Genomic DNA, 15,212 nt, shown 5'->3' with positions numbered 1-15,212 from the left:
CTGTTTTTTAACTGAGAGTAGTATCATATTAAAAGCAATAATTTCTTCTGTATTTTTGATTAGAAAAAGTTGTATGTAGTTATTTATGTTAAGAACTCAATTCATCACCAAAATCCATCTCGTAATTTCAATTTGTATCGTTGTACCAGTTGCCATTATTTATGGTTTTATCCCACAGATTTTGTTCGACATTAATTTAAACACCGTAGATGAGCATAATGTATATAAAGCCATTATGGGCTTGTATTTGGGGTTTGCTGTACTGTGGATATTAGGAATTTGTAACATCAAATTTCTCAGGGTAGCATTGATAAGCAATACGATTTTTATGTTGGGTTTAGGTTTTGGTAGACTTATAAGTTTGGTTCTAGATGGTACCCCTACGCTTTTTTACGTTTTTGGTACTATTGGAGAATTAGTACTTGGGTTTTATGGTTTTTGGGTACTTCAGAGAAAAAAACAGTAATTTTGCAAACCAAATTAACGACGTGGTAAAAATAGACAACATAGAACTTGGTGAGTTTCCATTGCTTTTGGCACCTATGGAAGATGTGAGCGACCCACCGTTTCGTGCGTTGTGTAAAGAGCAAGGCGCTGATGTGGTGTATACCGAGTTTGTGTCTAGCGAAGGCTTAATTCGTAACGCAGCAAAAAGTGTTATGAAGCTAGATATTTATGAAAAGGAACGCCCTGTTGGGATTCAAATTTTTGGAGCTAATTTAGACAGTATGCTCCAAACCATTGATATTGTTGAAAAATCGAATCCTGATATTATCGATATTAATTTTGGGTGTCCTGTAAAAAAAGTTGTGAGTAAAGGTGCTGGGGCTGGAATCTTGAAGGATGTTTGCCTTATGGAAAAGCTAACGGCAGAAATGGTTAAACGCACCAAATTGCCAATAACTGTGAAAACCCGATTGGGTTGGGATCATGAGTCTATAAAAATTGTAGAGGTAGCCGAAAGGTTGCAAGATGTGGGGTGTAAAGCAATTGCTATTCATGGGCGTACACGTGCCCAAATGTATAAAGGTCAAGCCGATTGGAAACCTATAGCTGCCGTAAAAAACAACCCAAGAATGCACATTCCTGTTTTTGGTAATGGCGATGTAGACTCTCCAGAAAAGGCTGTTGAAATGCGCGATAATTACGGATTGGATGGCGCTATGATTGGTCGTGCCAGTATTGGAAATCCTTGGTTTTTTAAACAGGTGAAACATTTTTTTGAAACTGGGGAGTATTTACCACCTATATCCTTAGAAGAACGTGTGGAGGCGGCTCGCCGTCATTTACAAATGTCTATTGATTGGAAAGGCCCAGTTTTAGGAGTTTTTGAAACCCGTCGTCATTATACCAACTACTTTAAAGGGATTCCACACTTCAAAGAATACCGCACTAAAATGGTAACTAGTGATAAGCCCGAAGATGTGTTTGCTACGTTTGATGAGGTGTTGGAGAAATTTGCAGATTTCCAGTTTTCACATTAATTTTTAGCAAATGGCAAGCCACCGCGCTATGCGTTTAAGTTTTCTAAAATCATAGATTAAAATTTTACAAAAGCTAACACTGCTATCGCTTTTGCAAGAAGGATTGAGGTATTGTTGGAGCTCTCACAATGTATTGTGAAGCGACTACCGAAAGCCTGTTTGCCATTTAAAAAAGGCAACTTGCCCAACTAATGATTCTGCACTAAAGCCCTAGTAATTCTTGCCGATGCTATTTTTGAAGCTACAATACCTAAAACGGATATGGTAATAAATACCAAAAAAAGATTTACTATTTTAATTTTTGTGGGGTACGCTAAGGTTGGTGTGATGTAAACCTTTAAAAAATCGGGTCCGTAAAGTTGGTTAGCAATAAGGATTAAACCAATTACAATACCAATAAAACCACCAATAATACTCATTAAACTACCTTGAAAGAAGAAAATTTTTCTAATATCCTTTACATGTACTCCTAAATTAAAGAGTGTATTTAAACTTTGTTTTTTATCTAGCATCATCATTATTAAAGAGCCAATAATGTTAAAAAAGGCAATGATTAAAACTAAGGTAAAAATGAGGTAAACCGCAAGGTATTCGGTGTTTAACATTTTGTAAAGCGCATCATTTAACTGAGCTCTGTTTTTTATAATCACCTTGTTACCCAAAATGTGTTGTAGTTTTTGTTTGGCTACTTCCTCATCAATATTTTCATTTAACTTAAACTCTAAAGCTGAGACTTGGTTAGACTCATAGTTTAATAGTTTTTGCGCCAAATCAATAGAGGTGTAAACATAATTATCGTTTAGTTTTTCGTTTATGTAAAATACGCCAACGTTAATAGCTCTTACATTATTAAAAGCATTTTTCGTTGAGGTTATTTTGTTTTTACCAGGCTTAGGGACATAAATATTTAATGATTTGGTGAAATCTAAAACCCCAATAGATAAATTGTTTGCAATACCCCAACCAGCAACAATTTGATTCGATTTTTGGTCTAACCAACTGCCGTGGTCTATTTTAGACTCTATATTTACAACCTTTTGGTATTGGGCATCAACGCCTTTTATAGTGGCTAAACTTGTTTTTTCATCCGAAGTAATTAAAACGCGCTCTTCAATAATCTTAGAAAAGAGGGCTACTTCTTCTAAATTATTAAGTTTTAAGAGGTCATCATCAGTGAGATGATAAGATTTTCCAGTGGCTGCTTTTGCGGTTAAATCTGGGTCTACAATATTTGAAAATTCTAAAGTAAAATCTTTTAAACCAGCAAAACCAGACAGTACAATAAATAAAGAAGCAGACCCAACAATAACACCAAAAAGTGCAAAATAGGTAATGAAATTTATAGCGTTGTTAGTGCTCTTAGAGCGCAGATAACGTTTGGCTATATATAAGGCAACATTCAATTAAGACTTCTTTCTTTTATCTAATAAATCGGGGTTGTCAATAGGATTGTCTAGTCCTTTTAAAGAACGCTCAATATTATCAATATACTCTAAAGAATCATCAATAAAAAACTCAAGAGAAGGCATGCGTCTGAGTTGATTTTTAGTACGTTGAGCCAACTCATGACGTACAGACGTTGTGTTTGCCTTAATACCTTCAAGAAGTTCTTTGGCTTTGTTATTTGGAAAAATACTTAAGTAAACTTTGGCAACAGACAAGTCTACGGTTACTTTTACTTTAGTAACAGAAATGAGGATGCCTTTAAGTCCGCCATCAGTGGCAGCTCTTTGGAGTACATCAACCAAATCACGCTGTAATACCGATGCTATTTTTTTCTGTCTTTGAGTTTCTTCCATAGTGCAAAAATAAAGGATATTTTAAAGAATATCGATTTTTTTTGCGTATTAAAACTGTTTATAAAAATAAGTCTGTATTGAGTTCCTTTATCACTTAATTAAATAATAGAATAAAACCAATTGTAACTTAATTTCCAAAGCTTTTAGTACTTTGTTAATTTACAAATTTCGTATCTTTCAATGAAAGAAATATCATGAATAAAATTGAACATATAGGAATAGCTGTTAAAGATATAGCGGTTTCCAATGAGCTGTTTTCAAAACTATTTGGAGAACCAAGTTATAAAACCGAAACGGTTGAAAGTGAGGGCGTAAAAACCTCGTTTTTTAAGGTGGGTGCAAATAAAATTGAATTGTTAGAGGCAACCAAAATTGACAGTCCAATCGCTAGATTTATTGATAAAAAAGGTGAGGGCATACATCATATAGCCTTTGATGTAGATGATATTGAAGCAGAGATTAACCGGTTAAAGGACCAAGATTTTGAGGTACTCAATGAGGTTTCTAAAAAAGGAGCCGATAATAAGCTAGTGGCTTTTTTACACCCTAAAAGTACTAATGGTGTATTAATAGAGTTATGCCAAGAGATAAAGCCATAAATATCTTGTAGGATTTTAAAATATGTAGTAATATTGCACACTCTTATTTAAAGAGAAATGCAACTTGTTTGCAATGGGTCCTATAACTCAGTTGGTTAGAGTATCTGACTCATAATCAGAAAGTCCCTGGTTCGAGCCCAGGTGGGACCACTTAAAAGCCTTGTAAACATGATGTTTATAAGGCTTTTTCCTATATTTATTTTAAGAGGGGCATATATAACAATGCTTATTACAATCCATAATAGTAAGGTAGTTATTTGAAGTAGTTATCACAAAACCTTCAAAACTTTTCCCAGAATTATCTGTGCCATTAACTTGAATGCATACCTCGTTGTTCGATTCAATAATATTCTTTATTCTATTACCTTCCTGTAAGGACAATATCTTAAATGATGAAAAAATACCGTCTTTACAATCTTTAAATAAATATAGTAAGTAAGTATCCTCGCATTTTTTTCTTAAATTATCTAAATCGCTGGAACAAGAAGTGTTCAAAAGAATTACGGACATTATAATAAATAATTTGTTGAAATTAATTTTCATGTATAGTTTTAATTAGATTAAATGGTTATTAAAACCTAAATTATAAAATTAAAACATTACAGAAGTCCTATAATTTCTATAAACATAATATAGGACAACAAAATAAAATCGCAGCAGCCTAAATTACAAATGTAGTTTAGGCTTTTTTTGTTTAAAGAATTATATTCGCTTAAAACATTAAATGCAAAAATCAAATATCAATAGAAGGTTAAAAAAACTTTCAGATGAATTGAAAGGGGAGTTCTTTTTTGATGATTTGTATAAAAGCATCTATGCAACTGATGCTTCAGTGTATCGTAAACTACCTATGGCGGTAGCATTTCCAAAGGACAAAGACGATATAAGAAAACTTATTGCGTTTGCCCATAAAAATCATACAACTTTAATTCCAAGAACAGCAGGCACTTCTTTGGCTGGTCAATGCGTAGGTGATGGTATTGTAGTTGATGTCTCTAAGCATTTTACAAAAATTTTAAAACTAAATGAGAAGGACAAAACCATTACTGTAGAACCTGGAATTATAAGGGATGATCTTAATTTGTTCCTTAAGCCCTACGGATTGTTTTTTTCACCAAACACATCTACCAGTAACCGTTGTATGATTGGTGGTATGGTAGGGAATAATTCTTCTGGTTCAACATCTATAAAATATGGTGTTACCAGAGATAAGGTTTTAGAACTCAAAACTGTATTATCTGATGGTTCTGAAGTTGTTTTCAATACCATAAAAAAAGAAACTATTGTTAAGAAAGCTGAGGGAGAAAGTTTAGAAAGTAAAATCTATAGATCACTTTTTGATAAACTTTCAGACCCTGACATTCAGGCCGAAATTCATAATGAATTTCCAAATAAAACTATTCACAGAAGAAATACAGGTTATGCAGTTGATGCATTTTTAGATACTAATTCAGAAGACGGACTATCTGAAGAGATTAATATTACTAAATTGCTTTGCGGAAGCGAAGGAACCTTGGCATTTACAACTTCAATTACTTTACAATTGGACAAATTGCCTCCTAAAGAAGAAGTGCTGATTGTGCCACATTTTACAAGTGTTCAAGAAAGTTTAGAAGCCACAGTGATTGCCATGAAACATAATTTATATGCATGTGAGTTATTGGATAAAACGATTCTTGATTGTACAAAAAATAACCGCGAACAGTTAAAGAATAGATTCTTTATTCAAGGAGACCCTGAAGCTATATTAATGTTAGAAGTAAGGGCTGACTCAAAGCAAGTTTTAAAGGAACAATCCCAGAAATTAATTCAAGATTTGCAGGCGGCCAATTATGGTTATGCATATGCCAAACTATATGGTGAGGATATAAAAAAAGCCATGGAATTAAGAAAGGCTGGTTTAGGATTGTTAGGAAATATAGTTGGCGATGCTAAAGCAGTTGCCTGTATTGAAGATACTGCTGTAGATTTAAAGGATTTGCCAAATTATATTGCAGAGTTTACCAAAATGATGGATGACTATAATCAAAAGGCGGTTTATTATGCTCATGCGGGTGCTGGCGAAATTCATTTACGACCTATTCTAAATTTAAAAGCCTCTAAGGATGTGAAACTCTTTAGAGAAATAACAACTAATACAGCTAAACTAGTCAAAAAGTATAAAGGCTCTTTTAGTGGTGAACATGGTGATGGTATTGTGCGTGCGGAATTTTTACCACTAATGATCGGTAAAAAAAATTACCAATTAATAAAGCATATTAAACAAACGTTTGACCCCAATAACGTATTCAATAAAGGAAAAATTGTGGATGCTTTTCCTATGGATGAATCATTACGCTATGAGGTTGGTAGAAAAGAACCAATTATTGAAACTTTATTAAATTTTTCTGATTCCAAGGGGCTTTTAAGAGCTGTCGAAAAATGTAATGGTTCAGGAGATTGCAGAAAACCAGTCTCAGCAGGAGGCACCATGTGTCCTAGTTATAGAGCTACAAAGAATGAAAAAGATACCACCAGAGCTAGGGCCAATGCATTGAGAGAGTTTTTAACCAATTCGGAAAAAGCTAATCGTTTTAACCATCAGGAATTAAAGCAGGTTTTTGATTTGTGTTTGAGTTGTAAAGCCTGTGCTAGTGAATGCCCTAGTAATGTAGACATAGCTAGTTTTAAGGCTGAGTTTTTATATCAATATAATAAGGATAATCCACCCTCATTAGGAACACGAATTATGGCGCACAATGTTAAGTATAGTAAGATAGGCAGTACTTTTCCTAGTCTGACGAACGCCATTTTAAATACGTTGTTGTTGAAAAAGGCTCTTGGAATTGCTATCGAAAGAAGTATTCCTAAATTGGCATCAATGACTTTTAGAAAGTGGTATGTCAAGAATAAATTCAAATATGATAATACTATCTATGATAAGGGAGAGCTCTATTTGTTTATTGATGAATTTACTAATTACTACGATATTGAGGTAGGTAAAGATGCGTTAGAATTGCTCTCAAAACTGGGTTATAAAGTCCATGTTATTGAGCACGAAGAAAGTGGGCGAAGTTTAATTTCAAAAGGTTTTTTAGATGAAGCAAAAGAAATAGTAGATAAAAACGTATTTATATTTGCAAGTTTGGTTTCTGAAAAAATTCCGTTGGTTGGTTTGGAGCCTTCAGCAATTTTATCGTTTAGAGATGAATACATAAGGTTGGCCGAAAATAAAAAGGCTGTTAAAAAGATTTCTAAGAACACTTTCACGATAGAAGAGTTTATCAATAAAGAACGATTGAAGGGAAATATCTCTGAGAACCACTTTTCCAATGAAAAAAGAAATGTAAAGATTCATGGACATTGTCATCAGAAAGCCTTGAGTGGGACCGAACCAACTTTTTCAATGCTTAATCTTCCTAAGAATTATTCAGTAAGTATCATTAATTCTGGTTGTTGTGGTATGGCAGGTTCTTTTGGTTACGAAAAAGAACATTATAATGTTAGTATACAAGTTGGTGAAGACACCTTATTCCCTAAAATCAGGAATTATTCAGACGATGTTATAATTGCGGCATCTGGTACAAGTTGTCGCCATCAAATTAAAGATGCTGTTAACAGAAGCTCATGGCATCCTATTAGCATTTTAAAAGCTGCTTTAAAAGAAGATAATCATAATTCTAAATAGTTTATGCAGTATAAATAAAATCTAAAATCATTGATTTGTTTTGTAATTAAACAAAGAGCATTGATTTTTTCTGTTTCATGAGTACTTTTTTGATTAAACATACTTTAAGTGTGTATGTAAAAGAGATTAATAAATTTGTTAACAAGTATCGTTAAAATTATCTTTTTAAATTATATATATTTGTTTTTCAGGTAATAAGAGGGACTATTATTAAACTTAATATCAGGATAGCACAATTTGGCTCATTTAGCCAAAAAAAATGTATTTCGTCGATGAATTGTGTTTTTTGAAGATGTTTTTTAAAGATAAATACTTCTCTTTATTTTGACAAAAAGTGTTTTTTTTTACTTTTGCCAAACCCATGACTACTAGAAAAAGAAGAATATTAACCTTAGTTTTAATCGCGTTTGTAGGAGTATTGTCTTTTGCTCAAAAAGATGGGCAACCGCCGCCGCCGCCTACAGCAGGTCCCTCCCCTCCTGGTCTAACAATTGGAGTCAGTACTTTTTTTCTATTAGGATTAGCTTTATTACTTGGTATTAAAAAGCTATTAAAAAATGCTAAAGCAAAACTCTAGCTGTTCATTGCTACTAGTTTAGTTACGTATTTTCCTAAAACATCAAATTCTAAATTTACTATAGTACCTATTTTAAAGGTGTTAAAGTTAGTATGTTGATACGTATATGGTATAATGGCTACACTAAAGGAATCTTTTTTGGAGTTTACTACCGTTAAACTTGTTCCGTTTACTGTAATAGAACCTTTTTCTATAGTCAAGTTGTTTAAGGAAGCATCGTATTGAAAGGTAAAAAACCAACTACCGTTTTCTTCTTTAATATTTGTACAAATACCAGTTTGATCAACATGACCTTGAACAATATGACCGTCTAGCCTGTCTCCTAACTTCATGGCACGCTCCAAATTTACCTTATCATTTAGTTGAAGAGTACCAAGGTTAGTTTTGTTTAAAGTTTCCTTTATAGCAGTAACCGTATATTCATCATTATTTACATCAACAACCGTTAGGCAAACACCATTGTGGGCAACGCTTTGATCTATTTTTAATTCTGAAATAATTGAGCTTTTTACAGTAATGTGAAGGTTGGTGTTTTCTTCTCTTAAATTAGTGATAATACCAAGATCTTCAATAATTCCAGTAAACATATTATTATCTGTTTATTTGGTTAAATTTGCAAAATCAAAAGTACATGATTTTTTTCATTTAAATATTCAGAGAAACTAAGTGATAAAAATTAATGAATTAATAGACAGATTGCATAAGTAAGATGAATTTTTAGAGTTTTTAAATCAAAATATCATGCTTACTGAAGCATATTAAGAACAAAAGTTATCTTTATTAATGAATAACGAAGAAAATATAATAGTTGGAATATCAATTGGTGACTTAAACGGTATTGGTGGAGAAATAATATTGAAAGCATTTGATGATGCCATGTTTTTAGAATTATGTACACCTGTAATTTTTGCTTCGGCAAAGACTATGAATTTTTACAAAAGTCATTTTCAGTCTACCATCAATTTTCACAATATTTATAACATCAGTCAATTGGCGCACGGTAAGGTTAATGTTTTTAATTGTTGGAACGAACCAGTTAAAATTGAATTTGGAAAAGAAGACAATAAAGTAGGATTATATGCAATAAAGTCATTAAGAGCTGCCACTGAGGCCTTAAAAAATGAAGAAATTAATGTTTTGGTGACAGCACCCATAAACAAATTCAATATTCAATCTGAGGAATTTAAATTTCCTGGACATACAGACTTTTTAGCGCAGGAATTAGAAGGTGAAAGCCTTATGTTTATGGTTACTGACAATTTAAGAATTGGTTTATTAACAGATCACGTCCCTGTTAAAGATGTGGTTGAACAAATTTCAGAGGAACTCATTATAAAAAAAATTAGTACAATTTATGACTCTCTAAAGAGAGATTTTAGAATATCAAAACCCAAAATAGCAGTTTTAGGCATCAATCCTCATACGGGTGATAATGGTGTTATTGGAAAGGAAGATGATGAGGTATTGCGTCCCACACTTAAAAAAATTAAAGATAAAGGTAAATTGGTTTTTGGACCATATGCTGCCGACAGCTTTTTTGGTTCTAATAATTACAAAAATTTTGATGCTGTGGTGGCTAGCTACCATGACCAAGGATTAATTCCTTTTAAAACATTGTCGTTTGGTCAAGGCGTTAATTTTACTGCAGGGTTAAATAGAATTAGAACCTCTCCAGACCACGGAACAGCTTATGAAATTGCAGGCAAGGGAGTAGCAGATGCTGGCTCATTTAAAGAAGCTATTTATACAGCTATTCAAATTTATAGAAATAGATTTGATTATGAGCGCCTTACCGCTAATCCTTTAAAAAAGGTGCGTAAATAGATATAAACAAAAAAATGTTTATAAGTCATGTTGCTTAAGGCAAAAATTTATATATTTGCAGGCTCAAAATAGATGTGATAATGAAGCCATTGAAAGAATTTGTAATCCAGTTTGTAGGATTAAAATTAGGAAAGCATCATTTTGATTATAAAATTGAACAAACGTTCTTTGATTTTTTTGAGTATAAAGAGTTTAATAATACAAGTGTCAATGTTGATGTTGAGCTAGAAAAAAAGTCAACATTATTAGAATTACACTTTAAAACCTCTGGATTTGTAAACATTAATTGTGATTTAACAAATGAACCTTACAATCAAACTATTGAAAATGAGTTTGATTTGGTTGTGAAATTTGGTGATGAATACAATGATGAATATGAAGATATTTTAATAGTACCGCATGGAACTTATGAAATCAATATTCAACAATATGTTTATGAATTAATTGTATTAGCTGTACCAATTAAAAGAGTACACCCTGGTGTAAAAGACGGAACGTTAAATTCAGAAATACTTGATAAATTAGAAGAACTAAGCCCAAAGCTTAGTAAAAATAAAGACAAAAAAGAGGATATCGATCCTCGTTGGAATACATTAAAAAAACTATTAACGGATAATAAATAATATAGAAAATGGCACATCCTAAGAGAAAAATCTCTAAAACTAGAAGAGATAAGAGAAGAACTCATTATAAAGCATCTGTGCCACAGATTGCTACTTGCCCTACAACAGGTGAAGCGCACCTATACCATAGAGCGCATTGGCACGAAGGAAAATTATATTACAGAGGTCAGGTATTAGTTGACAACTCTGAAGAAGAGAACGTGGCATAACCTAATTTGCGCACACAATATAAAACGCTCACTTGTGAGCGTTTTTTTATGACAGACTTTTTGTAAGAGCAAAAACAAGCATATTTGTGTGTTATTACGCTAAAATTTAGTAGTTTTCACCTAATTTTACATTGTTTTGTTAAATTTTAGTGATTTTTTAGTCAATTTAACGGTTAGTTTATGAGTAAAATTTCAGCGGCCATTACAGCTGTGGGGGGCTATGTACCTGAATATGTGTTAACCAATCAAATTCTTGAGACCATGGTTGACACAAATGATGAATGGATTACCACAAGAACAGGAATTAAAGAACGTAGAATTCTAAAAGAAGACGGTAAAGGCACTTCTTTCCTTGCTATTAAAGCAGCACAAGACCTAATAAATAAAAAAGGATTAGATCCTGAAGACATAGAACTGGTTATTGTTGCTACTGCAACACCAGACATGAAAGCGGCATCTACGGCTGCCTTTACGGCCTCTGAGATAGGAGCTACCAACGCTTTTACTTTTGATATGGACGCTGCATGTTCTAGTTTTTTGTACGGAATGTCAGTGGCTGCTAGTTATATAGAGTCCGGTAAATACAAAAAAGTACTCTTAATTGGAGCTGATAAAATGTCTTCCTTAATTAACTATAAAGACAGAGCTACTTGTATTATTTTTGGAGATGGCGGCGGTGCGGTTTTATTTGAACCTAATCAAGAAGGTTTAGGATTACAAGATGAATATTTAAGAAGTGATGGTACTGGTAGAGAATTTCTACAAGCTACTTACGGAGGTTCTGTACACCCTATAACACATGAGGCCATAGACCAAGGCGGACAATATGCTTTCCAAGAAGGTAGAACCGTGTTTAAAAACGCAGTATTTAATATGGCCGACGCCACTATGAAAGTGATGGAGCGTAATAATTTAACAAAAGAAGACGTAGCATGGTTAACGGCTCACCAAGCTAATAAACGTATTATTGATGCTACGGCAGATAGAATGGGACTTGAGCATGAAAAAGTAATGATGAATATTCACAAGTATGGAAATACTACATCAGCTACCTTACCGTTATTATTACACGACTACGAATCACAACTTAAAAAAGGAGATAATATTATATTTGCTGCTTTTGGTGGCGGATTTAATTGGGGAGCCATTTATTTAAAATGGGCATATAATTCAGATAACTAACCATTAACTAATTAGAAAATTATGGATATTAAAGAGATTCAAAACCTAATCAGGTTTGTTGCCAAGTCTGGCGCAAGCGAGGTTAAATTGGAAATGGATGATGTAAAAATCACCATCAAAACAGGATCGGATACAGAAACAACAATAGTTCAACAAGTTCCAGCTCCACAAATGGCACAACCCGTAGCTACTGTACCTGCGCCTCCTGTAGAAGCAAGTGCTCCAGCAGCACCAGCCACTCAAGAACCAGCAGCAACTGATGACTCAAAATATATCACAATTAAATCACCAATTATTGGTACCTTCTATAGAAAGCCATCGCCAGATAAACCTTTATTTGTTGAGGTAGGTCAGACCATTGCTGAAGGTGATGTACTTTGTATTATTGAAGCCATGAAACTTTTCAATGAAATTGAATCTGAAGTTTCTGGAAAAGTAGTGAAAATTTTGGTTGATGATGCTTCTCCAGTAGAGTTTGATCAACCGTTATTCTTAGTAGACCCTTCATAACCAAATTTAAAATTCCAAAAAAACAAGTCCCAATTTGAAGGAATTTGGAATTTGAAATTTTAAATATCTATAAGTTATGTTTAAAAAAATATTAGTAGCCAATAGGGGAGAAATAGCACTACGTGTTATTAGAACCTGTAAAGAAATGGGCATTAAAACTGTTGCGGTTTATTCTAAGGTAGATGAAGAAAGTTTGCACGTTAAGTTTGCCGATGAAGCAGTTTGTATAGGACCAGCACCAAGTAGTGAATCTTATCTTAAAATGTCTAATATTATAGCTGCTGCCGAAATTACCAATGCAGATGCTATTCATCCCGGATACGGATTCTTATCCGAAAACGCTAAGTTTTCAAAAATTTGTTCAGAGCACGGTATTAAATTTATTGGAGCTTCACCAGAAATGATTGATAAAATGGGAGACAAGGCTAACGCTAAAGCAACTATGAAAGCTGCGGGTGTACCCTGTGTTCCTGGAAGTGATGGTGTTATTAAATCTTATGAAGAATGCGAGAAACTAGCTGAGGAAGTAGGATATCCAGTAATGCTCAAAGCTTCAGCTGGTGGTGGTGGAAAAGGGATGCGTGGTGTTTTCAAAAAAGAAAACCTTAAAGCCGCTTGGGATTCTGCAAGACAAGAAAGTAAAGCCGCTTTTGGAAATGATGATATGTACATGGAAAAACTTATTGAGGAGCCAAGGCATATCGAGATTCAAATTGTTGGAGATTCTACAGGGAAAGCGTGTCATTTATCTGAAAGAGATTGTTCGATACAACGTCGTCATCAAAAATTAACTGAAGAAGTACCATCTCCATTTATGACCGATGAACTTCGTAAAAAAATGGGTGAAGCCGCAGTTCGAGCTGCAGAATATATTAAGTATGAAGGTGCAGGAACAGTAGAGTTTTTAGTTGATAAGCACCGTAACTTCTACTTCATGGAAATGAATACACGTATTCAAGTAGAGCATCCAATTACAGAACAGGTCATTGATTTTGATTTAATACGTGAGCAAATATTGGTGGCAGCAGGTGTGCCAATTTCAGGAAAGAATTATATGCCAAATTTACACTCTATTGAATGTAGAATTAATGCCGAAGACCCGTTTAATGATTTTAGACCTTCACCAGGAAAGATTACCACACTTCATGCACCTGGAGGCCATGGTGTTAGATTAGATACGCATGTATATGCAGGATATTCTATTCCACCAAATTATGACTCAATGATTGCAAAGTTAATCACAACAGCACAAACCAGAGAGGAAGCCATCAACAAGATGAAACGTGCTTTGGATGAGTTTGTTATAGAAGGTATAAAAACAACTATTCCATTCCACAGGCAACTCATGGAGCATCCAGATTATTTAGCTGGTAATTACACCACTAAATTTATGGAAGACTTCAAAATAAAACATATTTCTGAAGATGAATAAATTAAAACTCCGAAAGCAATTTCGGAGTTTTTTTATGGTATTTCTTTGCATTATAAAAATTAGAGTTAGTAGTTTATCCTGAGCGAAGTGGAAGGGCTGTATCTTTTAATTGTACCTCACAAAAGCATGCCATTTCTATCCTTAACGCAAAAGCACTAACTTAGTATCATGAACTTATCCTATTGGGAAATAAAAAGTTGGTTAACTAATATTGACTATACTATTGTTGGTAGTGGTATTGTTGGTCTTAGTTGTGCTTTACAATTAAAGGAAAGATTTCCTAAATCAAATATTTTAATATTAGAAAAAGGGGTATTACCACAAGGGGCTAGTACAAAAAATGCTGGATTTGCTTGTTTTGGGAGTCTTAGTGAAATTCTAGACGATTTAAAAAATCATTCTGAAGATGAGGTTGTTAAGCTTGTGCAAAAGCGTCTAGATGGTTTGAAACTATTACGAGATACATTGAGTGACTCCAATATCGACTATCAACAAAACGGTGGTTATGAATTATTTTTTAAAAATGATAGTTTATTTGATACTTGCCGGTCTAAAGTCAAATATGTCAATGAGCTTTTAAAGCCTATTTTCAAAGAGGATGTTTTTACAATAAAAACTAGCAAGCTCGGTTTTAAGACTATTGAGGAGCAGTATATTTTCAATTCTTTTGAGGGACAAATAGATACTGGTAAAATGATGGTATCACTTTTAAATTTAGTACTTAGTAGAGGTGTCAAAATACTTAATAGCATTTCGGTTGAATCTTTTTCAGAAGATAATTATTCAGTCAAATTACAAACCAATCGGTTTGAGTTTTTCTCATCTAAATTATTTATAGCAACCAATGGTTTTGCATCTGAAATACTAAATGAACAAGTTACACCTTCAAGAGCTCAGGTTTTAATAACAAAACCTATAAGAGATTTACATATTAAAGGAACCTTTCATTTAGACAGAGGGTACTACTATTTTAGAAATTTTGAAAATAGAATCTTACTAGGAGGAGGAAGACATTTAGATTTTAAAGGAGAATCTACAACTGAATTTGGTCAAACACAACACATTCAAGAAACCTTAGAAAACCTTTTAAAAGCAGTTATTTTACCAAACATCAATTTTGAAATTGACCATAGATGGAGTGGTATTATGGGGGTTGGTAATAAAAAAGAAGCCATAGTAAAACAGTTGAGTAACAACGTATATTGTGGTGTTCGTTTAGGTGGTATGGGCGTAGCTATTGGCAGTTTAATTGGAAAAGAATTAGCAGAATTAATTTAATTTCATTCCTCCAGAGGCAGGAATCTAC

At 33.4% G+C, this 15,212-nt stretch carries 16 protein-coding genes and 1 tRNA gene; 13 read left to right on the top strand and 4 right to left on the bottom strand.

Annotated features, from left to right (window positions below; all coding sequences use genetic code 11):
* Positions 1-85 precede the first annotated feature (85 nt).
* Together DFQ02_RS03725 and dusB are read left to right on the top strand one after the other, a co-directional pair.
* A complete protein-coding gene (locus DFQ02_RS03725; RefSeq protein WP_116039622.1) occupies positions 86-466 on the top strand; it encodes a DUF4345 domain-containing protein in 381 nt (126 codons plus the stop codon).
* A 22-nt stretch (positions 467-488) separates the two neighbouring features.
* Positions 489-1,484, top strand: a complete 996-nt coding sequence (dusB, locus tag DFQ02_RS03720; RefSeq protein WP_116039683.1) for a tRNA dihydrouridine synthase DusB — start codon at positions 489-491, stop codon at positions 1,482-1,484.
* Positions 1,485-1,672: 188 nt separating this feature from the next.
* Here dusB and DFQ02_RS03715 read toward each other — a convergent pair whose 3' ends face one another.
* Positions 1,673-2,887, bottom strand: a complete 1,215-nt coding sequence (locus DFQ02_RS03715; RefSeq protein WP_116039621.1) for an ABC transporter permease — start codon at positions 2,885-2,887, stop codon at positions 1,673-1,675.
* Positions 2,888-3,283: a 30S ribosome-binding factor RbfA gene (gene rbfA / locus DFQ02_RS03710; RefSeq protein ID WP_116039620.1), complete on the bottom strand. Its 396-nt coding sequence runs from the start codon at positions 3,281-3,283 to the stop codon at positions 2,888-2,890.
* A gap of 194 nt (positions 3,284-3,477) precedes the next feature.
* On the opposite strand from rbfA, the gene mce reads away from it, so the two are divergent.
* Positions 3,478-3,882 (top strand): methylmalonyl-CoA epimerase, encoded by a 405-nt coding sequence (gene mce, locus DFQ02_RS03705; RefSeq protein WP_116039619.1) that lies wholly within the window; start codon positions 3,478-3,480, stop codon positions 3,880-3,882.
* Between the two features lie 76 nt (positions 3,883-3,958).
* Positions 3,959-4,032 (top strand) — tRNA-Ile (locus DFQ02_RS03700).
* A 51-nt stretch (positions 4,033-4,083) separates the two neighbouring features.
* Here the strand turns inward: DFQ02_RS03700 and DFQ02_RS03695 are convergent.
* Entirely contained in the window at positions 4,084-4,392 is a 309-nt protein-coding gene (locus tag DFQ02_RS03695; RefSeq protein WP_147297726.1) for a hypothetical protein, read from the bottom strand.
* A gap of 214 nt (positions 4,393-4,606) precedes the next feature.
* Here DFQ02_RS03695 and DFQ02_RS03690 point away from each other — a divergent pair, with 214 nt between their 5' ends.
* Positions 4,607-7,549 (top strand): FAD-binding and (Fe-S)-binding domain-containing protein, encoded by a 2,943-nt coding sequence (locus DFQ02_RS03690; RefSeq protein ID WP_116039617.1) that lies wholly within the window; start codon positions 4,607-4,609, stop codon positions 7,547-7,549.
* A gap of 361 nt (positions 7,550-7,910) precedes the next feature.
* Positions 7,911-8,126, top strand: a complete 216-nt coding sequence (locus tag DFQ02_RS03685) for a hypothetical protein (RefSeq protein ID WP_116039616.1) — start codon at positions 7,911-7,913, stop codon at positions 8,124-8,126.
* Here DFQ02_RS03685 and DFQ02_RS03680 read toward each other — a convergent pair.
* Positions 8,123-8,713: a riboflavin synthase gene (locus DFQ02_RS03680; protein WP_116039615.1), complete on the bottom strand. Its 591-nt coding sequence runs from the start codon at positions 8,711-8,713 to the stop codon at positions 8,123-8,125. The two genes, DFQ02_RS03685 and DFQ02_RS03680, sit on opposite strands and share 4 nt — an antisense overlap.
* Before the next feature lie 196 nt (positions 8,714-8,909).
* On the opposite strand from DFQ02_RS03680, the gene pdxA reads away from it, so the two are divergent.
* The 7 genes from pdxA to DFQ02_RS03645 all read left to right on the top strand — a co-directional run bounded on the left by pdxA (position 8,910) and on the right by DFQ02_RS03645 (position 15,184).
* Positions 8,910-9,950: a 4-hydroxythreonine-4-phosphate dehydrogenase PdxA gene (gene pdxA / locus DFQ02_RS03675; protein ID WP_116039614.1), complete on the top strand. Its 1,041-nt coding sequence runs from the start codon at positions 8,910-8,912 to the stop codon at positions 9,948-9,950.
* Positions 9,951-10,030: 80 nt separating this feature from the next.
* Positions 10,031-10,573, top strand: a complete 543-nt coding sequence (locus tag DFQ02_RS03670) for a YceD family protein (protein WP_116039613.1) — start codon at positions 10,031-10,033, stop codon at positions 10,571-10,573.
* Positions 10,574-10,581: 8 nt separating this feature from the next.
* Positions 10,582-10,782 carry a 50S ribosomal protein L32 gene (rpmF, locus tag DFQ02_RS03665; RefSeq protein WP_116039612.1) on the top strand — a complete coding sequence of 67 codons (201 nt, stop codon included), beginning with the start codon at positions 10,582-10,584 and terminating at the stop codon, positions 10,780-10,782.
* Positions 10,783-10,962: 180 nt separating this feature from the next.
* The gene (locus tag DFQ02_RS03660) at positions 10,963-11,964 is read left to right on the top strand and encodes a beta-ketoacyl-ACP synthase III (RefSeq protein WP_116039611.1); all 1,002 of its coding nucleotides are present in this window, start codon (positions 10,963-10,965) and stop codon (positions 11,962-11,964) included.
* 21 nt (positions 11,965-11,985) lie between these two features.
* The gene (gene accB, locus DFQ02_RS03655) at positions 11,986-12,474 is read left to right on the top strand and encodes an acetyl-CoA carboxylase biotin carboxyl carrier protein (protein ID WP_116039610.1); all 489 of its coding nucleotides are present in this window, start codon (positions 11,986-11,988) and stop codon (positions 12,472-12,474) included.
* Positions 12,475-12,550: 76 nt separating this feature from the next.
* Complete coding sequence (gene accC / locus DFQ02_RS03650; protein ID WP_116039609.1) at positions 12,551-13,906, top strand: acetyl-CoA carboxylase biotin carboxylase subunit; 1,356 nt, start codon at positions 12,551-12,553, stop codon at positions 13,904-13,906.
* 168 nt (positions 13,907-14,074) lie between these two features.
* Complete coding sequence (locus DFQ02_RS03645; protein WP_116039608.1) at positions 14,075-15,184, top strand: NAD(P)/FAD-dependent oxidoreductase; 1,110 nt, start codon at positions 14,075-14,077, stop codon at positions 15,182-15,184.
* Positions 15,185-15,212: the final 28 nt, after the last annotated feature.

Source organism: Seonamhaeicola aphaedonensis (assembly GCF_003386195.1).
In the GTDB taxonomy this organism is placed as follows: Bacteria; Bacteroidota; Bacteroidia; order Flavobacteriales; family Flavobacteriaceae; genus Seonamhaeicola; species Seonamhaeicola aphaedonensis.
The sequence above is the reverse complement of the archived record's forward strand: the minus strand, read 5'-3'. Positions and strand labels throughout refer to the sequence as shown.